Origin of the sequence: uncultured Megamonas sp. (assembly GCF_958438645.1) — a bacterium.
In the GTDB taxonomy this organism is placed as follows: Bacteria; Bacillota; Negativicutes; order Selenomonadales; family Selenomonadaceae; genus Megamonas.
In genome coordinates this window covers 57,465-78,911 of sequence record NZ_CAUBSM010000009.1, presented here as the reverse complement: position 1 = coordinate 78,911, position 21,447 = coordinate 57,465, and the positions used below count along the sequence as shown (strand labels likewise).

Below are 21,447 nucleotides of genomic sequence, written 5' to 3'. Positions count from 1 at the left end.
AGGAAGTTGCCAGTTAAGAAAAAGCACTGAAGTATTTCAGTGCTTTTTTCTTTATTTTTATTAATGAATATTATATATTAAGATATTAAAGGATAATCCTGATTATAAAAAATAATGGACTATCACTCTAATTGATTAGTGAGGCGATATATGTATGTATGAACTCAGTAAACGTACATCAAATTTTAGTGATTCGGTTATACGACGTATGACACGTATTGCTAATAAATATGATGCAGTCAATCTTTCCCAAGGTTTTCCAGATTTTGCACCACCAAAAGAAATTACAGATAGATTAGCTGAAGTGGCAAAGATGGGGCCACATCAATATGCCATTACATGGGGTGCACAGAATTTTCGCGAGGCTTTAGCACAAAAACATGAACATTTTTCAGGTATGAAAGTCGATCCAGATAGTGAAATTGTTGTTACTTGTGGTAGTACAGAAGCAATGATGGCTTCAATGATGTCAATTATAAATCCTGGGGATAAAGTCGCAATTTTTTCTCCGTTTTACGAAAATTATGGAGCAGATACAATTCTTTCTGGAGCAGAGCCGATATATATTCCGCTAGTTCCACCAGATTTTAATTTTGACGTAGATTTATTAGAAGAAGCATTTCGTAGCGGTGCTAAAGCTCTTATTCTTTGTAATCCTTCTAATCCTTGCGGAAAGGTATTTACACGTAAAGAACTTGAAAATATTGCTAAACTTGCAATTAAATATGATGCATACGTTGTTACTGATGAGGTATATGAACATATTATTTATGCACCGCATAAACATGTATATATGGCAACGTTGCCGGGTATGCGTGAACGAACAATCATATGTAATTCACTTTCTAAAACGTATTCTATTACAGGTTGGCGATTGGGATATGTCATAGCTCCACCAAATATCATTGACCGAGTTAAAAAAGTTCATGACTTTTTAACTGTTGGTGCGGCAGCACCACTTATGGAAGCAGCTGTGGTAGGTTTAAATTTTTCAGATGCATATTATAAAGAACTTCAAGATCATTATACGCATATGAAGAAACTTTTTGTGGGAGGATTAGCAAATTTAGGCTTTCAATTTACTGAACCACAAGGGGCATATTATGTGCTTATGGATGTTTCAGAATTTGGCGTAAAAGATGATTATAAATTTGCTGAATGGATGACAGCAAATGTAGGAGTGGCAGCTGTACCTGGTTCTAGTTTCTTCCATGAAGATGTACACAATTTAATTCGTTTTCATTTTGCAAAAGAAGATGCAACTCTTAATGAAGCACTCACAAGATTGGAAACACTAAAGAAAAAAGTTAATAATGCTCAAAATATAGATTGGAGATAAAAAAAGACTACCTATAAAAATTATCATATTTTATAGGTAGTCTTTTTATAAATAATTATATTAAATTTATTTTTTATAATTTAGCGATGATCGCATCACAATATTCTTCTGTAGTAGCGTTGCCGTGTAAATCAGGTGTAAGATATTTACCTTCATTTAAAACTTCGTCAACGGCTTTTCTGATTTTACTTGCAACATCATTTTGACCTAGATATTCAAGCATCATGCAAGCAGACCATAAAAGTGCTGTAGGATTTGCTATATGTTTACCTGCAATATCTGGTGCACTGCCATGAACTGCTTCAAACATAGCATAATCTTTGCCAAGATTGCTAGAAGGTAATAGACCAAGGCCACCGATTAAACCACTAGTGAGGTCAGATACGATATCTCCATAGAGATTTGGCATAACCATGATGTCAAATTGTTGAGGGTTCATTACAAGTTGCATGCAAGTATTATCAACGATTTTATCATTAGCTTCGATTTCTGGATAATTTTTAGCGATATCGTAGAATATGCTTAAGAATAAACCATCACTCATTTTTAAGATATTAGCTTTGTGTACGCAAGTTACTTTTTTGCGATTGTGAGCTTTAGCGTATTCAAAAGCATCTTTAATAATTCTTTCACTAGCATGGCGAGTGATTATTTTTGTAGCATGAACAGTATTTTCATCAATTTGTTCTTCTACACCTACATAAAGGTCTTCAGTATTTTCTCTGAAAACAATTAGGTCAACATCTTTAAACGCAGTTTTTACAGCATTATTTGATTTAGCAGGGCGAATATTAGCATATAAATCATATTTTTTACGTAAAGTTACATTTAAAGAGCGGAAGCCTTTACCGATAGGAGTAGTAATTGGAGATTTTAATAGTACTTTGTTTTTGTCAAAGGAAGCAAATGCTTCATCAGGGATTAATTTACCATTTGTTTCATATTCTTTAGCACCGACATTAAAAATTTCATAATTAAGGTCAGCACCAGCTTTATCTAATATTTTTAAAACAGCATCAGTTATTTCAGGACCAATGCCATCGCCTTTAAATACAGTAATAGTTTTAGTCATTTTATCTATCCTCCATAGGTATATATTCACTTATTTCACCGACATATTTTGTAGCAGGACGCATGATACGGCCATCATATAATTTATTTTCTAAGTTATGAGCGAGCCAACCTACCATACGGCTGATAACAAATAATGGTGTAAACATATCGCGAGGAATACCAAGCATATCATAAGCAAAACCACTGTAAAAGTCTACATTTGCACAAGCTGTTAATCCTTTAGCTTCTAATAATGTTTCTTTGACGATACGTTCAAAGCGTAAATAGAATTCAAATTCTTCTTCACGGCCTTTTTCATGAGCGACAATACCACAATAATGGCGAAGTATTTCTGCACGTGGATCAGAAAGTGTGTAAACAGCATGACCAAAACCGTATACGAGACCAGATTTATTATAGAATTGTTTATTTAATAATTTTAATACGATATCTTTGATTTTGGCATCATCACGAGTGTAGCCTATTTCAGCGATAACGGCATCCATCATTAAAGCTACTTTTATATTAGCACCACCATGACGAGGGCCTTTAAGTGAGCCGATAGAGCCAGATACAGCAGAATAAATATCTGTATCTGTAGAAGATATTACTACATTTGTAAAAGTGGAGTTATTACCGCCACCATGATCAGCATGTAAAAGGAGCATGATATCTAAAAGATTTGCTTCTTGTTTAGTGAATTTTGTATCAGAGCGGAGCATGTATAAAATATTTTCGGCAGTAGAATAATCTTTGCGAGGATAATGAATGATAAGACTCTTGTGTTCGTAATAATGCATTTTAGATTGATAAGCATAACATGCGATTGATGGCAATTTTGCCATGATTTGAATGCCTTTTAATAATGTTTCATAAACATCAGTATTATCTGGGTCTTCATCATAATTATATAGAGTTAAAATTGCGTGTTGTAATTTATTCATTAGATTTTTACCCGGCATGCGGAGTAAATTCATTTCAAGAAAATCATCAGGAAGCTCGTAGTTTTCTTGAAGTAATTCACAAAAGCTATCTAATTCTTTTTGTTTTGGCAAATAACCGAAAAGTAAAAGGAAGCAAGCTTCTTCATAAATATAACGTAAATGATGTCTATTTTTTACTATTTCATTGATATCTATGCCACGAAAGAACAAAGTTCCTTCAGTATCTATTTTTGTACCGTCTTCATCATATGTATAGCCGACAACATCTGCGACACGTGTGAGACCTACTAAAACCCCTGTACCATCTTCATTACGAAGGCCTTTTTTTACATTATAGTCTTTATATAAATGATTAGGGATATCTGTATAGTTTTGTGATTTCCCATAAAATTGGGCTAAGAAAGTATTATCCATAGACTAGTTCCCCTTTTCTATTGAATATAATATTAAGAATGATCTTATAAAACATATTATATAAAAAGATACTTGTCTATTATAGCACAAAAAATATCTCATATAAAAGTCAAATATACACTGTATACAATATTTTTATGTAAAATGTTTACTGTATTGATACACAAATCATTAATAATTGTGTTATAATGAAAATATTGTTCTTATGTATTCTAAAAAGTAAAGGAGAGCTAAAGAGATGCCTACATTAACAGAAAAAATAATTAAAGCTCATTTACAAGAAGGTTCTATGGACCGTGGCTGTCCAATAGCTATTAAAATTGATCAGACTTTAACACAAGATGCTACAGGAACTATGGCTTATTTACAATTAGAAGCTATGGGAGTAGATCAAGTTAAAACCGAATTATCCGTAAGCTATGTAGACCACAATACTCTTCAAAGTGGTTTTGAAAATGCTGATGACCATAAATATTTACAAACAGTAGCAAACAAACATGGTATTTACTTTTCTCGTCCTGGTAATGGTATCTGCCATCAGGTACATTTGGAAAGATTTGCAGCTCCAGGTAAAACTTTATTAGGCAGTGATTCTCATACTCCTACAGCTGGTGGTATTGGGGCATTGGCTATTGGTGCAGGTGGACTTGATGTTGCTTGTGCTATGGCAGGACGTCCATTTAATTTAAAAATGCCAAAAGTAGTAAATGTAAAACTTACAGGTGCATTACATAAAGGTGTAAGTTCTAAAGATATCATTTTAAAAGTTTTACAGCTTATGACTGTAAAAGGTGGCGTAGGTAAAGTTATTGAATACACAGGTGAAGGTGTAAAAACTTTAAATATTCCTCAGCGTGCTACTATAACAAATATGGGTGCAGAACTTGGAGCTACTACATCTATATTCCCAAGTGATGAAGTAACATATGAATTTTTGAAAAAACAAAATCGTGAAGATTGTTTCGTAGCTTTAAGTGCAGATGATGATGCTGTTTATGATGAAACATATGAAATTAATTTAGATGATTTGGAACCAATGATTGCAATGCCTCATAGTCCTGATGCTGTAAAATCTATCAGTGAAGTTGTCGGCAAAAAAATAGACCAGGTTGCTATTGGTAGCTGTACAAATTCTTCTTATAGAGATATGATGATTGTCGCTTCTATATTAAAAAATAAAACAGTTGCTGAAAATGTATCCTTATGTATTTCTCCAGGTTCTAAACAAGTATTGACTATGCTTTCTCAAAATGGAGCATTAACTGATTTAATCTCTAGTGGTGCTAGAATGCTTGAATGTACTTGTGGCCCTTGTATCGGTATGGGACAATCTCCAATCACAAATGCGTGGTCACTTCGTACTTTCAATCGCAATTTCTATGGTAGAAGTGGTACTTTAAGTGCTAATGTATGTCTTGTTTCTCCAGAAGTAGCTGCTTATAGTGCAATAAAAGGTGTTATCTCTGATCCTAGAGAAGCTGAATTTGATATTCCAGCAGAACCGGATCATTTCTTAGTAGATGATAGCATGATTATTGCTCCAGAAAAACAGCATCCTGAAAATGTGGAAATCGTTCGCGGTCCAAATATTAAACCACTTCCAGAAAATACTCCACTTGCTGATACTGTAGAAAAACAAGTAGTGATTAAAGTAGTAGATAATATCACTACAGACCATATCGCTCCAGCAGGGGCAAAAGTATTGCCATTCCGTTCTAATATTGAAAAAATATCTGAATTTATTTTCCGTGATGTACAAGCTGGATTTAAACAACATTGTTTATCTGTTGGCGGTGGCTTTATCGTTGCAGGTCAAAACTATGGTCAAGGTTCTAGCCGTGAACATGCAGCACTTGCACCAATGTATTTAGGTATTAAAGCTGTTATCGCAAAAAGTTTTGCCCGTATACATCAAGCTAATCTCATAAATTTTGGTATCGTACCATTTACTTTTGCAAATGAAGCAGATTATGATACTATTGATGAAGGTGATGTATTAAAAATTAGCAATCTTCATCAGCTTGCACCAGGAAAACCAATGACAGTAGAAAATGTTACAAAGAAGACTTCTTTTGAGGTAAATCATGCATTATCTCAATTAGATATTGATATTTTGATGGCTGGTGGCCGTTTAAATTATATAAAAATGGGTAAATAAATATTGTATTTTAGATAAGAAAAAAGACTATCGTAAATTTTTACGATAGCCTTTTTTTATATTATTTTTTAGAGGGGATTCGCCATATTCTTTCAAAAGGATAAGCTTCAAACATATATCTTAAGTCAATATAATCTTCGCCTAAAATAAAAGATATACGTTGTAATTTTTTACTTTGGTATATTTTTTTTAATTTATTAATATAATAATTTATTTCTAAATCTGTTAATTTACCGTTTTGCATATATATTTTTATATTATCAAAAGACATATTGACACCTCATTTAGTGGCAGATTATTTATCTAATTTCCAAATATCGTTATTATATTCAGCGATTGTGCGGTCACTAGAAAAATAGCCAGCGTTAGCAATATTTGTTAAAGACATTTTTGCCCAATTTTGACGATTTAAATAATCATGGAAAGCTTTATCTTTAGCTTGAATATATGATTTTAAATCAAGTAAAGTCATAAACCAATCTTTATTACTTAATTCATTGTATAAACGTTGAAGATTTTCAGCATTGCCAATGGAAAGCATTTCTTTAGAAATCAAGAATTTAAGTGTATTTTCAATTTCTGTATCATTTTCATAATAATCTTTGACATTATAATCTTGTTTTGTGTAATGATTGATAACATTATCACTGCTTTCACCAAAGATATAGATATTATCATCACCTACTAATTGATGAATTTCTACATTAGCACCATCTTCTGTACCTAATGTAATTGCGCCGTTTAACATCATTTTCATATTGCCAGTACCACTAGCTTCTTTACTAGCAAGTGAAATTTGTTCAGAAATATCGCAAGCAGGAATTAATTTTTCAGCTTGAGAAACATTGTAGTTTTCAATCATGACAACTTGAATATATTTATTAGCAATAGAGTCTTTAGCGATGATATCTTGAAGACATAAAATAGCATGAATGATATCTTTGGCAATGACATATGCGGGTGCAGCTTTAGCGCCAAAAATGAAAGTTATAGGTGTTTTTGGTCGATAACCTTGTCTGATTTTTAATAGTAAATTGATGATATAGAGTAAATTCATTTGTTGACGTTTATATTCATGTAAGCGTTTGATTTGAATATCAAAGATACTATCTGGATTAATGCTGATTTGCATAGTTTTTTGAATGTAATCTGCGAGTTTTTGTTTATTATGAGCTTTAATTTTTAAAAGTGTAGATAATACATTTTCATCATTAATATATTGTAATAGTTCTTTTAATTTTGTAGCATCTTGTAGAAATTTATTGCCTATTAGAGATTGAATATATTGGCTAAGTTCATGATTACAATGTAATAACCAACGACGGAATGTAATACCATTAGTTTTATTATTGAATTTTTGCGGATAGAGTTTATAAAAGGCATTTAATTCACTATTTTTTAGAATATCAGTATGCAAAGAAGCTACACCATTGATACTATAGCCAAAATGAATATCCATATTAGCCATATGCACACGATTTTCTTTATCGATAATTTGGACGTCTTCTTCTTCACTGCGTGTAAATGCAACAGTATCAAGAATTTCAATTATTGGAATTAAATGTGGTACTACTTGACGGAGATAATCCATAGGCCATTTTTCTAAAGCTTCAGCTAAAATAGTATGATTTGTATAAGCACAAGTATTTGTTACGATATGCACTGCTTCTTTTAAATGAATACCCTCTTTTAATAAGCGATAGATAAGCTCAGGAATAATCATTGATGGATGAGTATCATTGATTTGAATACATACATGTTGATGTAAGTCTTTGAGGTCATGACCTTTAGCTTTTTCTTCCATTAAAATTAATTGAGCTGCATTGCTAATCATGAAATATTGTTGATAGATGCGAAGTAATTGACCTTCTTTTGTACTATCATCAGGATATAAAAATAAAGTAAGATTTTTTTTGATATCTGTTAAATCAAAAGATATACCTTCTTTAACAATATTTTCATCGATACTGTCTAGGTCAAAAAGATGTAATTTATTCAGTCCTTGTCCATAACCAATAACATCAATATCATAAAGATGAGAATGTACAGTAAAATCTTTGAATTGAATATCAAAGCCTATATTTGTATCATTGAGCCAATTGTCTTTTTGTAACCATGGATTAGCTTCTTCTTTTTGAAGGTGATTGATAAATTTTTGTTTAAACAGACCAAGATGATAATTTAAACCGATACCATCACCAGAAAGATTAAGTGTAGCAATAGAGTCTAAAAAGCAAGCAGCAAGTCGACCAAGACCACCATTACCTAAAGATGGTTCAGGCTCTATTTCTTCAATAATACTTAAATCTTTACCGTGTTCTTGTAATAAAGAATTGATTTCATCATAAATACCAAGATTAATTAGATTATTAGATAATAGTTTACCAATTAAAAATTCAGCAGAAATATAGTATAATTTTCGTTTAGTTTGTGTGAGGGGACGATTTTTGCTTAATGCTTTAACTAACATTAATAAGGCTATATATAATTCTTCATTTGTACAGTTATCGATATTTTTTTGAAATTGAATTTGTAATATATTATTTAATTTAGTTAACATAGATAGTCTCCTTATTTTTTATCTCTACCATAAGTGGCTGTAATAGAAGCAATTTTTTGATTTAGTTTTTCACTGAGTTGTGAATTATTCATGCGCCAGCACCAATTACCACCAAGTGTAGATGGTTTATTTATGCGACTTGTATTATCTAGTTGTAACCAATCTTGCATAGGAATGATACACATTTTAGCTACAGATTGCATAGCCAAACAAATAGCTTTATCTAGTAGTTTTAAATCATCTTGAGTATCAGTACATAAATAGCGACGCAAAGTATTTTTTTCTTCTGGCAAGATTGATTTAAACCAGCCAAGCATTGTTTCATTATCATGAGTGCCAGTATAAACTACACAATTTTCATTGTAATTATGAGGTAAATAATTATTAGCTCCACTAGAATCGCGACTATCAAAGGCAAATTCTAAAACTTTCATTCCTGGATAGCCTGTATCTTTTACTAATTGGCGAACGGAGTCAGTTAAATAGCCAAGGTCTTCAGCAATGATTTCTTTATTGCCAAGTGTATTTTTTATTTGTTGGAAAAGATTTATTCCAGGGCCTTTTACCCAATGACCACCTTTAGCTGTAGTATTTCCGTAAGGAATAGAATAATATTCATCAAAGCCACGGAAATGGTCAATACGAACAACATCATATAATTTATAGCACCAAGAAATACGAGATATCCACCAAGAAAAATTTTCTTGTGCATGTCTTTCCCAAGTATATAAAGGGTTGCCCCAAAGTTGACCATCAGCGGAAAAGCCATCTGGCGGACAACCAGCAACTGCTGTTGGCAATAAATTTTCATCTAATTGAAAGAGATGAGGATTAGACCAAGTATCAGCACTATCATAAGCTACATAGATTGGAATATCACCGATTATAGAAATACCTTGACTGTTTGCATAAGCTTTTAATTTTTGCCATTGTTCCCAAAAGATGAATTGAAGGAATTTATAAAAAGTAATATTTTCTTGTAATTTATTTGTGTAGTAGTTCGTAGCATCTGTTGTTCTATGGCGGATATCTTCAGGCCATTGTTGCCAAGATATTCCATTTAAATAATCTTTTATTGCCATGAATAAAGCATAATCATTTAGCCAATATGCTTCATTATTTATAAATGATTGGAAATCATGATTATCTGTGATATGACTACGTTCAAAAGCTAATCTCAATAAATCAAAACGTGTATGATATAAGTTTGCATAATCAATAGTAGTATTTTCTTCTTGAATTGGTAATTCATCGATATTTAACCAATTTTTAGCTACTAAATCATCTAAAGAAATAAAATAAGGATTTCCTGCAAAAGTAGAAAATGATTGATAAGGTGAATCGCCATAGCTAGTTGCACCTAAAGGCAATATTTGCCAATAACTTTGTTTAGCTTGTTTTAAATAATCTATCCATTTATAAGCTTCTTGATTAAAGCAACCAATTCCATGACCACCAGGCAGGGAAAAGATTGGTAATAAAATGCCACTTGCTCTCATGATTTTATACTCCTTTTGTACATTCTGTTAGTACAGCAAAATGATCAGATATAGTAGGTTTATCTATGCCAGTAAATATAGATTTTTGAGACTGTACATTTATTTTTTTATTGCAAAAAATATAGTCAATGCGGATAGCTTCACTATTTTGAGAAAACCAACCAGCAATGCCAGAAGAACTGGTAATTCCTTCATCACGTATTTGAGCTAATTCATACAAGTCATACCATTTATCTTTAAGAATAAGATTGTAACCTTCATCTTTGATATCACTGCGATTATTGAAATCTCCCATTAAGAAAATAGTATCTTGAGAAATTGGTTTTAGAGATGTAATTAAATTTTGCCAATGGCGTTGAAATGGTTCTTCTTCATCATTCCACCAGCCCATATGCATAGAAATAAACCATGTTTTTTGTTGATTTACTTCACAACAAATAGCTAAAGCTTTACGCGTTTTATAATTTGTATGATCTTGTGTTTTAGATAATGGAATTATTTTTGTATCTATAATGGGATATTTAGAAAAGATAGCAATACCTTCATCATAGATGTCATAGCCAAGATGACAATCTTCCCAAATCCAATGATAGTTTTTACCTTGTTTAGCTAGTAAATCAGCAATATATAGCGCATGATTATTTTGCTTTAAAATTGATGTGCCATAATAGTTATGAGGATTTTTAGCTAAGATTTTGTCATCATGTGATTGATTGACTTCTTGAAGTGCGAAGACATCAATATTTTCTTTAAGAATCTCTTCTACAAAAATCTGTGTTTTTTTAAGATAATCTTCCTCTAAAAGACTGTGAGAATTAAGTGTTAGTAATTTCATATAAATTACCTCGTCAATTGATATATTTAAAGAATGTCATTGATATCAGATTTTAAAACATCGGCTTTAGGCCCATAAATAGCTTGAACGCCATTATCTTTTTTTACTAAACCTAAAGCACCATATTTTTTCCATTGATCTAAATCTGCTACTTTATTGATATCTTTAACAGTTACACGCAATCTGGTCATACAAGCATCAACGAGAGTGATATTTTCTCTACCACCTAAAAGTTTAATAATAGCTTCAGCTTGAGCAGAGCCTTGTACAGTAGTTTTAGAATTATCTTCATCATTGTTTATACTGTCATAATTACCTAAACGACCAGGTGTAGCAAAATGAAATTTGCCAATCATGAAATAAGCTACAACATAACCGATAGCAAAAAAGGCTACAATACAAATTAAAAAGTTAATAATATCTCCAGTAAGTCCTGCTTTTACAGACATAGGAATACGAGTGATAAATTCAATATTGCCAAAAGAATGAAGGCGTAAATCTATAATACCAGCCATAGCAAAAGCTAGACCTTGAAGAATTGCATAAACGATATATAAAGGAACAGCGGCAAACATAAACATAAATTCAAGTGGTTCAGTTACACCAGTTAAAAATACAGCAAGTGCAGTGGATACAAACATGGATTTATATTTATGACGTTTATCTTTATCGACACGATGATACATAGCTAAGGCGATACCAAGCAACATACCGGTAGCACCGATCATTTGACCAACTTTGAAACGAGCAGGTGTTACTTCGTTTAATAATTGATTGTAAGAAGCCATATCACCCATATTTTTGAAGTTGATTAAATCATTTGCCCAAGCAAGCCATAGAGGATCTTGTCCAAATACAAAAGTTCCAGCATTTGCACCTGTTAAAAGTTGATAAGTACCACCAAAAGATGTGTAGTTCATTGGAATGGTAAGCATATGATGTAAACCAAATGGTAAAAGTAAACGTTCTAAAGTACCATAAATAAATGGAGCAAGTACAGGATAAGTAGAAGATGAATTAGCAATCCAAATACCAAAATTATTAATACCCGTTTGTACATAAGTCCAGAAAAAACTGAGAATTACAGAAATTACGACGGAATAAATAATGACCATTAAAGGTACAAAGCGTTTACCATTAAAAAAGGCTAAACAATCTGGTAATTTGCGGAAATTGTAGTATTTATTGTAGACAATACCACCGACAAAGCCAGAAATAATACCGACAAATACACCCATGTTGAGAGCGGCTGCACCAAGAACTTCAACAAAATAGCCTTTAACAGGAATTGTTTGACCTAATAAAGTATAAGTTGTAGCGTCAGCTTGGCTTAACATATCTGTAGTTACACCAAAAATAGAACCAGTGATTCGATTGATTAAAATGAAAGCAATTATAGCAGCAAAGGCACCACCAGCTTTTTCTTTTGCCCATGAACCACCAATGGCAGCAGCAAATAAAATATGTAAATTACCGATAATTGCCCAACCGATATTTTCCATAGTGTTACCAATAATCATGATTAAGGAAATATCAGCACCACACATTTGAATTAATTTACCAAGAGAAATCATAAGACCAGCAGCAGGCATAACAGCGATAACTGTCATTAACACTTTGCCAAGTTTTTGTAAGAAATCAAAATCAATATGAAATTTTTTCTTTGGCGCTTCTTCTACAGTTGATGTTGTTTCTTGTTGCATGGAATTTTGCACATTTTGCATAGTTTGCATGGTTAAAGTTATGATGGCATCTTCACCATGAGTTACTTCGTTGTAATTACAGTTTAATGTCATGTTTTCCATGCCACCACAAATGATAAATGGTGTAATTAAATTGATATTTTTTTGTTGCATGAAAGAAAAATCTACTTCGGCAATTAATGTGCCAGCTTTTATCTTATCGCCAGCTTGCACGTGAACAGTAAAGCCTTCACCATTTAAAGCTACTGTTTCCAAGCCAAAATGAATGAGTAGTTCTAATCCATTATCAGCTTTGATGCCATAGGCATGTTTTGTTGCTGCAATCATAGTGATTTCACCATCAACAGGACTGTAGATTTTACCTTCTGATGGAATGATTGCAATACCATCACCCATCATTTTTGTAGAAAATACAGGGTCAGGAACTTCTGTAAGTGGTATTGTTTTTCCCGTAATTGGTGATAAAAGTTGTAGGGATTTACTTTCCATAAAAACACTTCCTCATAATTTTTATTGCATACATTGCAAATATCTTTAAAATCGCTTCAGTAATGATTATATTTTTATTATAAAGAGTTTTGCGAAAAATTGCAATAAATTTTACGAAATAATTGCATTAAAAATAAAATAATTTACGCAATTTAAATGCAAATAATTGCGTAAATAGTTGCGTAAAATATAGAAATGTGGTTTAATATTTATAGATATAAAAGACGAATTTTTTATTATAGATATAGAGGAGAATTTTTATGGCAGTTACAATTAAAGATGTCGCGAAATTGGCTGGGGTATCACCATCAACCGTATCAAGAACGTGTAAAAATCATCCATCGATTAGTCAAGAAACAAAGGATAGAGTAAAAAAAGCGATGGAAGAATTAGGTTACGAGCAAAATAATTTACAACAGAATATTAGTATGTGTAAAATAGGTGTAGTATTTCCTAAAAGTAAAACAGATGTTTATGAAAATCCTTTTTATTTAGAAGCTATAAAGGGAATTGGTAAATATTGTAATAAAAAGCAATATACTTTATTAGTAATAACAGGTGAAACTGATGAAGAATTGATAAGAAGTATAAAAGCTTCAGAGGCAGATGGATTTATCTTTTTATATTCAAATATAGATGATTCAATAATTAATTATATGTATGAGCAAAAATTGTTATTTGTATTGATTGGTAAAGCTACAAAGATGATAAATGATACTATTTATGTAGATAATGATAATGTGCAAGCTGCAAAAGAAGCATGTGAATATCTAATATCTTTAGGTCATAATAAAATTGCTTATATAGGTACAGATAATTACAAGGTATTTTCTAGCGATCGAAAAGCCGGATATTTATTAGCATTAAGTGAACATAATATTGAATATAATCCTAATTATTGTTTAGAATTTGCATTGAATTCTGAGGAAAAATATAATAAGCTTAAAGATTTGCTAATTAGTGAAAATCGACCAACTGCTTTATTGATTTATGATGATATTGTAGCTGTTTCTATAGGTAATTTGATTTCTGCATGCAATTTAAAAGTACCAGAGGATTTATCCATCATAAGTTTTAATAATTCTATCTTTGCTCGTATGATGAATCCACAATTGACATCTATAGATATAAATGCTTATCAATTAGGAGTAGAAGCGGCTTCTCAGCTTAGTAAGCATATAGAAAATCCTAATTTATTTGCGACAAAAATTATTGTGCCGTATTTTTTAGTAAAAAGAGAAAGTTGTAGGGAAATTAGATAAAATCTTAATTGAATTTTAATGAAAAAAAGCATTTTGCTTGGCTATTTGCGGGGCAAAATGCTTTTTATTTATGTTATAATAAGAAATTAGGAAATAAATGTTTACTATTATTTATTATTTAAAGATACAGGAGGTTTAAGTTTTGAGTCAGGAAGAGTTAAATAAACAAGCTACTGAACAAAATAATACAGAAACAGAAATAGAAGATATAAAAGAAGATAAAAAAGTAGTAAAAAATGATGAATATACAATAAAAATCATACCTAATAAAACAGATGATGTAAAATTATTTACTATAAGTAAAAATATGCTTAGATATGTGATGGCATCTGTAGTTATTATGATAGTGTTAGTCGTTGGTTCATTGAGTTTTGCAGGTTATGTATATTTCAATAATCAAGCAGATAAACAGCATTTACAAGAATTGCAAGAAGCAAATGCACTTCAACAGCAACAATTATCTGAACTTGATAAAAAAGCTAATAGCTTAAAAGAAGATATGGACCAATTAAATAATTTGGAAAATGAATTAAAACAATTGTCTGGTATAGAAATTCCAGAAGGTAATAATGGAGATAGTGTAAATCCAGAACAAAATGGACAAGGTGGACCTTATCCGCAAACACCTACTATAGAAAATGTACGTCTTACCTTAGATACTGTAGAAAATACAATGAATGGTAAACTAAATAATATGGAAGAATTGAAAAAACGTTTGCAGACTGCTATCATGATGAAACGTCAGCAAGTAGCAATTGCTAATCAGACTATATCTATTACTCCATCTATTTGGCCAGCTAAAGGTGTAGTAAGTTCACCATATGGTCTTCGTTGGGGTGGTAGCGATTTCCACCCTGGTATTGATATTGCAAATGATATGGGAACACCAATTAGAGCAACAGCTGATGGCGTTGTCAGCATTGCTGGTTGGAATTCTGGCGGATATGGCAATATGGTAGATATCGATCATGGCAACGGAGTGATGACTCGTTATGGACATGCTTCTTATGTAGTAGTATCTGCTGGTCAACAAGTAAAACGTGGACAGATTATTGCTTACATGGGAAGTACAGGCTTTTCAACAGGCCCTCATGTACATTATGAAGTTCGCATAAATGGACAAGCTGTAGACCCATCTGGATATTTATTTAACTGATAAAAATAACAGTGATGAATTAGACTAAATAGGAGTTTAATTCATCACTTTTTTTATTTACAATTTTTTATATATGTAAAGTTGTTAATTTTATGATATAATAGAAAACATCTACATAATTTTAAGTAAACAAAAAGGAGATGGTTTTATTGGCTAAAGAGCAAGTAGAAGTAAAATTAACACCACAGGAAATAGTAGAAAAAACAACTATAGCTGATGTATATCGTGCTGTTAAAAATTTAGATGGTGTTATATACAAAACAAAATTAATCTACAGTGATTATTTTTCCAATTTATCACATAATGATATATATATAAAACCTGAAAACTTGCAAAAAACAGGTTCTTTCAAACTTCGCGGAGCGTATAACTGCATTAGTCAGTTGAGTGAAGAACAAAAAGCTCATGGTGTAATTGCAGCTTCAGCTGGTAATCATGCTCAAGGTGTAGCTTATGCAGCTCAACAATTAGGCGTTAAGGCTGTAATTGTTATGCCAGCAACTACTCCATTATTAAAAGTAGAAGCAACTCGTGCTTATGGAGCAGAAGTTGTATTATCTGGAGATAGTTTTGATGATGCGGCAGCAAAAGCAGTAGAATTACAACAAGAATTCAATTATACATTTATTCACCCATTTAATGATATCGAAGTTATCTTAGGTCAAGGTACTACAGCTTTAGAAATCATTGATGATTTAAAAGATGTTGATGCGATTTTAGTACCTATCGGTGGTGGCGGTTTTGCCAGTGGTGTAGCACTTGCGACTAAAATGGTAAATCCACATGTAAAAGTAATCGGTGTAGAACCTTGTGGAGCAGCTTGTATCAAAGCATCACTTCAAGAAAATAAAGTAGTATCCTTGCCAAGCGTTGATACTGTAGCAGAAGGTACAGCAGTAAAAACACCAGGTGATGTAACATTTGAATTCATTAAAAAATATGTAGATGAAGTAATCACAGTTTCTGAATTTGAAATTATGTCAGCTTTATTATCTTTGATTGAAAAACATAAATTGATTGCTGAAGGTGCGGGCGTATTATCTTTAGCAGCTAGTAGAAAATTACAATTCAAAGGTAAAAAAGTAGCTGCTATTGTAAGTGGTGGTAATATTGATATTTCTACAATTTCAGCACTTATTGATAAAGCTTTAATCGCTCGTGGTCGAGTATTCTGCTTTAGCGTACAACTTCCAGATAAACCAGGTCAGTTATTGGCAATTTCTCAAATTTTAGCAGATTTAAATGCCAATGTAATTAAATTAGACCATAATCAGGCTAAAGTAACAGATAGCTTCAAAAAAGTAGTGCTTGAAGTAACTGTAGAAACAAATGGTATAGAGCATATTCAACAAATTACTCATAGCTTACATGAACATGGTTTTAAAGTTAAGAAAATATATTAATAAAAAAAGACGATAACTATTAAAAGTTATCGTCTTTTTTATTATATTAGCCTAATTCTACAAATTCGCGTTGTCTTTTTGTAAAACGTATAGATTGGTTATAGCCAAAAGATTTAGCATATGAAATAGCATCATCAATATGATTGCCACAATGTTCTGGTTTATGTGCATCAGAAGAAGTGATAATAGGAAGATTGTATTCTACAGCGATTTTCATAAAATCAGGATATGGTGAAATTTCAGCTATAGGATAGCGATATAAAGTACCAGTATTGATATCGATAGCCATATTAGCTTCTTTAACAGCTTTTGCTACACGAACTAAATAAGGTGTAACATCAAAATCTGGTATATTTTTAAATAAACGAATATTAAATGGATGACCTAAAACATCATAGATTTTACTAGCACAGAGTTTTTCAACTTCTTGTGCATACCAATCATAGATTTCTTCTAAAGTGTGATTATTCCATTCATCTTTTATTTCTGAAGAATCATAAGCCCAACCATGAAGAAAATGGATAGAGCCAATGATATAATCAAAATCATATGGTGCTAAAATACTTTTTACTTTTTCTTGGTCTTGGAAATTGCATACTTCAATTCCAGTTTTAACTTTATAGCCTAATTTTCGCAATTTAGCCATAAAGTTAAAATAATCATCTAAAGTGTATTTGAATTTATTTTTCTTTAACCATTGCTGTTGGAATTTACCTACAAAGCTATCATCTAAAATTAAATCTTGATAATATAAATCTTTGAATTCAGGAAAAGTATGGCTATGTTCAGAGATGCCGATTTCTGTCAATCCATGGTCTTTGGCACTATCAAAAAATCTTTTGACCCAATTTTCATCATAAGAGCCATATTCAAAATGCATATGATAATCTAATTTCATAATATTAGCTTCTTTCTATTTGATATTTAATCAATGATTACTTTCTTGTTGAGCAAGTAATTGACGAATTGTTTTAACTACACCATTTTTATAATTTGGTGGTGCTATATAGCGAGCTACTTTCTTTAATTCAGGAATGGCATTTTCCATAGCATAACTATAATATACAGATTGCATCATTTCATAATCATTTAAATAATCGCCAAAAGCGACACATTCTTCTGGTTTTATATTTAATTTTTTCTGTAATTTTTGGATAGCTACACCTTTGTTAATGCCTAGAGGAATGATATCAACCCATATATCACTGCTTAAAACTACTTGCATTTCATCAGCTAGTGGTAAGAGTTTTTTATAGATATTATTCAAAGAATCGCGATTAAAACAATCGCAAAGAGAAATTTTAATAATTTCATCATCAACTTCAGAAAAATCATGAAGAATTTTATACTGAGTGTAATAAAGATTTAATTCATCATGAAATTCTTTATTTTGAGAGATGATATAGCCACCTTTTTTACCGCTTAATACAATTTCTACTTTTGGTAATTTTGCAGTTTCATCAATAATTTTTTGTACAGCAGTATCTGGTAATATAGCAGAAAAAATTTCTTTATCATGTTGGCAGACATAAGTCCCATTTTCAGAAATAAAGAGTAAATCATCTTTATATTTAGGAAATTGGGAAACAAGTGCTTGATATTGGCGTCCGCTAGCAGGTGAAAACATAATATTATGTTGTTTTAATAAAGCCATAATTTCATCAAAATCATCAGGTAATTTATTAGGTTCAACAAGTAAAGTACCGTCCATATCGGAGATAATCCATTTAATCATATAGCAAACTCCTTTATCAAATTTTGGTAAAAATAATATTTTATATAGAAAGTTTATCATAAATGATATAAATATAAAAGATATTTACTTCAAAATTATAGCGCTATGCGCTATAATTTTAATAAAAAAGAGAGGAATATATTATAATGATTAAAATAGAAAATAAAATATTAAATGGATTAACTTTTATTGATTTATTTGCGGGATTAGGTGGTTTTAGACTTTCTTTAGAATCATTAGGGGCAAAATGTATTTATTCAAATGAATGGAATAAAGCTGTTCAAAAAGTTTATGCTGAAAATTTTGGAGAATTGCCAGAAGGTGATATTACTAAAGTAAATGAAAAAGATATACCTGATCATGATATTTTATGTGCCGGCTTTCCTTGCCAAGCTTTTTCTGTGAGTGGAAAGCAAAAAGGATTTGAAGATAGTAGAGGAACTTTATTTTTTGATATAGCAAGAATTATTAAAGCGAAAAAACCTAAAATTATTTTTATGGAAAATGTAAAAAATTTTGTAGTTCATGATGATGGAAGGACATTAAATATAGTAAAACGAATAATAGATGATTTAGGGTATACTTTCTATGAAAAAGTTTTGAATGCAACAGATTTTGGCATTCCACAAAGAAGAGAACGTGTATATATGGTGTGTTTTCGTAAGGATTTAAATATAAAAAGTTTTTCATATCCCAAACCATTTAAGTTAATACATCATTTGGAAGATTTTTTATTGAAAGATGAAACTATGGTAAAAGATTTATATATAAAAAGAGATGATATTTATTATAATGATTTAATTGATAATACTTATAGCGATAAATCGATAAGATTAGGAATTGTTAATAAAGGTGGACAGGGAGAAAGAATATATAGTACAAAAGGTGCAGCTATAACATTATCAGCTTATGGAGGCGGTGTTTTTTCAAAAACAGGAGGTTATTTAATAAATGGAAGACCAAGAAAATTGCATCCTAGAGAATGTGCTAGAATAATGGGATACCCAGATTCATATAAAATATCAGAAAGTCCTAATCAAGCATATCAGCAATTTGGTAATTCTGTAGTAATAGATGTATTACAATATATTGGTATCGAAATTGGAAAAGTTATAAAGGAGTATAAATATTGAATGAATTTGATTTTAGAAATTGGTTAGATAAAAAAGGGATAAATAAAAAACTACAAAGTGATTATATTTCAAGACTTAAACGAATAGAAAAAGAATTAAATTATTGTGATATTAATGAACAATATAAAAAGGATAGATGTAGATATCTATTATCTTTATTTAAAAAAATGGGAAATAATGAAGAAATGAAAAGATACTCAAATATAAAATTACCAATAGGAAAATATTATATGAGTACATATAGTTATGCTCTAAATAAATATATAAAATTTTTAGATGAATTCTTAAAGTAGTGAAGATATAAATTCATTATGAGAGATACCAATTACATTTTTGGCTAATGTTATTGAAAAAATAACATTAGCATTTTTTGTATTAGATAATTTTTTTATTGTATATTCTATTGAAGCTTTTTTTTGAGAAAACATATATTGAATATTATCTATATTAAATGATAATTTATTTAAATTATCATTTGAAGAAATTATTAATTTTTTATTTAAAAACTTACTGGAAGAAATATTATATTTATTAGATTCTAAGTAATTTAAAATACTGTTAACAGATTTTTTGGGAACATCAGAAGAACCACTTTTTTTGATTCTATATTTAGCTGTAATGTTGAAATAATTTGCTAAATTTTGGAGCGGTAAAATTATATTATTATTAGTTATAATAAACTTAACATTTTTTTGTTTGTAAAATTCAATTATCCAAGAAGCAAAAATATGTTGACTATTTTCTATAAGAATAGATTCTCCTTTAGCTGTTGGATTTTTAAATTTATCAAAATTAGAATTCATATATTCTATTATTTTTTGTGTATAAGCGTTTATTGGTGTTTTATTAATAATACTATATTCGAATGTTTTTGATACATTATTAGGGAATAAGACGAATTGTCCACATTGAGCTATTTTTTGTTTTACTTCTATATAAAAAGTATTACCAGTTTTTGTTTTTACTAAAATATCTGGTTTTGTTGAATTTGCTCCACCTTGATGAGTAAAAGTGGCATATCTATTAAAGTTATTATTTAAAAAAGAAGTGCAATTAATTTCAAAATCTTCCCACATATAAAAAGAGGCTCCATTTCTACTTAAATTTGGGTATAAAAAAACTACCCTTTAATGAGAGAGGGTAGTGTAGATATTTCATTATGGTGGGCGGTAACAGGATCGAACTGCTGACATCTTGCTTGTAAGGCAAGCGCTCTCCCAGCTGAGCTAACCGCCCAAATAAAAAAATGGTGCCTCAGAGCGGAATCGAACCACTGACACGGGGATTTTCAGTCCCCTGCTCTACCGACTGAGCTACCGAGGCAAATAAAAATGGCGACCCGAAGGGGACTTGAACCCCTGACCTCCGCCGTGACAGGGCGGCATTCTAACCAACTAAACTACCGGGCCGTAGTGGTGGGCGATAACAGGATCGAACTGCTGACATCTTGCTTGTAAGGCAAGCGCTCTCCCAGCTGAGCTAACCGCCCAAGAGATTGGTGACGCGTATGGGATTCGAACCCATGAAGCCGCCGTGAAAGGGCGGTGTCTTAACCACTTGACCAACGCGCCATTGTAATGGTGGCTCACCCGAGATTCGAACTCGGGACACCCTGATTAAAAGTCAGGTGCTCTGCCAACTGAGCTAGTGAACCGTATTGCGTTGTTGTCGCTTGACAACGTAGATTATTATATAGAACTTTGAAACAAATGTCAACACTTTTTTTGAAAAAAATTAAAGTTTTTTTTATAAAGTATAAAAAAA

Annotated in this window: 17 protein-coding genes and 6 tRNA genes; 7 read left to right on the top strand and 16 right to left on the bottom strand. The window is 31.2% G+C overall.

Features of this window, described 5'->3' with window-relative positions; translation table 11 throughout:
- Positions 1-154: 154 nt before the first annotated feature.
- Positions 155-1,339: a pyridoxal phosphate-dependent aminotransferase gene (locus Q5I67_RS07725; RefSeq protein ID WP_302486932.1), complete on the top strand. Its 1,185-nt coding sequence runs from the start codon at positions 155-157 to the stop codon at positions 1,337-1,339.
- 73 nt (positions 1,340-1,412) lie between these two features.
- Here the strand turns inward: Q5I67_RS07725 and Q5I67_RS07720 are convergent, their stop codons facing one another.
- Positions 1,413-2,411 (bottom strand): isocitrate/isopropylmalate dehydrogenase family protein, encoded by a 999-nt coding sequence (locus tag Q5I67_RS07720; protein WP_287529707.1) that lies wholly within the window; start codon positions 2,409-2,411, stop codon positions 1,413-1,415.
- Position 2,412: 1 nt separating this feature from the next.
- Positions 2,413-3,750, bottom strand: coding sequence for a citrate synthase (locus Q5I67_RS07715; RefSeq protein ID WP_302486931.1), 1,338 nt, complete (start codon positions 3,748-3,750; stop codon positions 2,413-2,415).
- A 238-nt stretch (positions 3,751-3,988) separates the two neighbouring features.
- Here Q5I67_RS07715 and Q5I67_RS07710 point away from each other — a divergent pair, with 238 nt between their 5' ends.
- Positions 3,989-5,908 carry an aconitate hydratase gene (locus Q5I67_RS07710; RefSeq protein WP_302486930.1) on the top strand — a complete coding sequence of 640 codons (1,920 nt, stop codon included), beginning with the start codon at positions 3,989-3,991 and terminating at the stop codon, positions 5,906-5,908.
- Between the two features lie 61 nt (positions 5,909-5,969).
- Here Q5I67_RS07710 and Q5I67_RS07705 read toward each other — a convergent pair whose 3' ends face one another.
- The 5 genes from Q5I67_RS07705 to Q5I67_RS07685 are packed head-to-tail and all read right to left on the bottom strand — an operon-like array spanning position 5,970 to position 12,994.
- A complete protein-coding gene (locus Q5I67_RS07705; RefSeq protein ID WP_115150833.1) occupies positions 5,970-6,179 on the bottom strand; it encodes a hypothetical protein in 210 nt (69 codons plus the stop codon).
- Positions 6,180-6,203: 24 nt separating this feature from the next.
- Positions 6,204-8,468: a glycogen/starch/alpha-glucan phosphorylase gene (locus tag Q5I67_RS07700; RefSeq protein ID WP_302486929.1), complete on the bottom strand. Its 2,265-nt coding sequence runs from the start codon at positions 8,466-8,468 to the stop codon at positions 6,204-6,206.
- Positions 8,469-8,479: 11 nt separating this feature from the next.
- The gene (gene malQ, locus Q5I67_RS07695) at positions 8,480-9,967 is read right to left on the bottom strand and encodes a 4-alpha-glucanotransferase (RefSeq protein ID WP_302486928.1); all 1,488 of its coding nucleotides are present in this window, start codon (positions 9,965-9,967) and stop codon (positions 8,480-8,482) included.
- Positions 9,968-9,971: 4 nt separating this feature from the next.
- A complete protein-coding gene (locus Q5I67_RS07690; protein ID WP_302486927.1) occupies positions 9,972-10,802 on the bottom strand; it encodes an endonuclease/exonuclease/phosphatase family protein in 831 nt (276 codons plus the stop codon).
- Positions 10,803-10,828: 26 nt separating this feature from the next.
- Positions 10,829-12,994: a PTS transporter subunit IIBC gene (locus Q5I67_RS07685; RefSeq protein ID WP_296898285.1), complete on the bottom strand. Its 2,166-nt coding sequence runs from the start codon at positions 12,992-12,994 to the stop codon at positions 10,829-10,831.
- Between the two features lie 260 nt (positions 12,995-13,254).
- Here Q5I67_RS07685 and Q5I67_RS07680 point away from each other — a divergent pair, with 260 nt between their 5' ends.
- The 3 genes from Q5I67_RS07680 (at position 13,255) to ilvA (ending at position 16,815) form a co-directional block, all read left to right on the top strand.
- The gene (locus Q5I67_RS07680) at positions 13,255-14,256 is read left to right on the top strand and encodes a LacI family DNA-binding transcriptional regulator (RefSeq protein WP_296898283.1); all 1,002 of its coding nucleotides are present in this window, start codon (positions 13,255-13,257) and stop codon (positions 14,254-14,256) included.
- Positions 14,257-14,398: 142 nt separating this feature from the next.
- On the top strand, positions 14,399-15,412 hold the full coding sequence (locus Q5I67_RS07675; protein WP_117585712.1) for a M23 family metallopeptidase: 1,014 nt from the start codon (positions 14,399-14,401) through the stop codon (positions 15,410-15,412).
- Between the two features lie 140 nt (positions 15,413-15,552).
- Positions 15,553-16,815 carry a threonine ammonia-lyase gene (gene ilvA, locus Q5I67_RS07670; protein ID WP_015563507.1) on the top strand — a complete coding sequence of 421 codons (1,263 nt, stop codon included), beginning with the start codon at positions 15,553-15,555 and terminating at the stop codon, positions 16,813-16,815.
- Between the two features lie 46 nt (positions 16,816-16,861).
- On the opposite strand, the gene Q5I67_RS07665 is transcribed toward ilvA, so the two are convergent.
- On the bottom strand, positions 16,862-17,713 hold the full coding sequence (locus Q5I67_RS07665; RefSeq protein ID WP_302486926.1) for a PHP domain-containing protein: 852 nt from the start codon (positions 17,711-17,713) through the stop codon (positions 16,862-16,864).
- Positions 17,714-17,743: 30 nt separating this feature from the next.
- Positions 17,744-18,550 (bottom strand): HAD family hydrolase, encoded by an 807-nt coding sequence (locus tag Q5I67_RS07660; protein WP_302486925.1) that lies wholly within the window; start codon positions 18,548-18,550, stop codon positions 17,744-17,746.
- A 146-nt stretch (positions 18,551-18,696) separates the two neighbouring features.
- On the opposite strand from Q5I67_RS07660, the gene Q5I67_RS07655 reads away from it, so the two are divergent.
- Positions 18,697-19,683, top strand: coding sequence for a DNA cytosine methyltransferase (locus Q5I67_RS07655; protein WP_302486924.1), 987 nt, complete (start codon positions 18,697-18,699; stop codon positions 19,681-19,683).
- Positions 19,680-19,976: a hypothetical protein gene (locus tag Q5I67_RS07650; RefSeq protein ID WP_302486923.1), complete on the top strand. Its 297-nt coding sequence runs from the start codon at positions 19,680-19,682 to the stop codon at positions 19,974-19,976. The genes Q5I67_RS07655 and Q5I67_RS07650 overlap by 4 nt, the downstream gene beginning before the upstream one ends.
- On the opposite strand, the gene Q5I67_RS07645 is transcribed toward Q5I67_RS07650, so the two are convergent.
- From Q5I67_RS07645 to Q5I67_RS07615, 7 genes are all read right to left on the bottom strand, one after another.
- Positions 19,968-20,759 carry a hypothetical protein gene (locus Q5I67_RS07645; protein ID WP_302486922.1) on the bottom strand — a complete coding sequence of 264 codons (792 nt, stop codon included), beginning with the start codon at positions 20,757-20,759 and terminating at the stop codon, positions 19,968-19,970. The genes Q5I67_RS07650 and Q5I67_RS07645 overlap by 9 nt on opposite strands.
- 84 nt (positions 20,760-20,843) lie before the next feature.
- Positions 20,844-20,919 (bottom strand) — tRNA-Val (locus Q5I67_RS07640).
- Between the two features lie 11 nt (positions 20,920-20,930).
- Positions 20,931-21,006, bottom strand: a tRNA-Phe gene (locus Q5I67_RS07635).
- Between the two features lie 9 nt (positions 21,007-21,015).
- A tRNA-Asp gene (locus Q5I67_RS07630) sits at positions 21,016-21,092 on the bottom strand.
- Between the two features lie 4 nt (positions 21,093-21,096).
- Positions 21,097-21,172, bottom strand: a tRNA-Val gene (locus Q5I67_RS07625).
- 7 nt (positions 21,173-21,179) lie between these two features.
- Positions 21,180-21,254, bottom strand: a tRNA-Glu gene (locus Q5I67_RS07620).
- 7 nt (positions 21,255-21,261) lie between these two features.
- A tRNA-Lys gene (locus Q5I67_RS07615) sits at positions 21,262-21,337 on the bottom strand.
- Positions 21,338-21,447 lie beyond the last annotated feature (110 nt).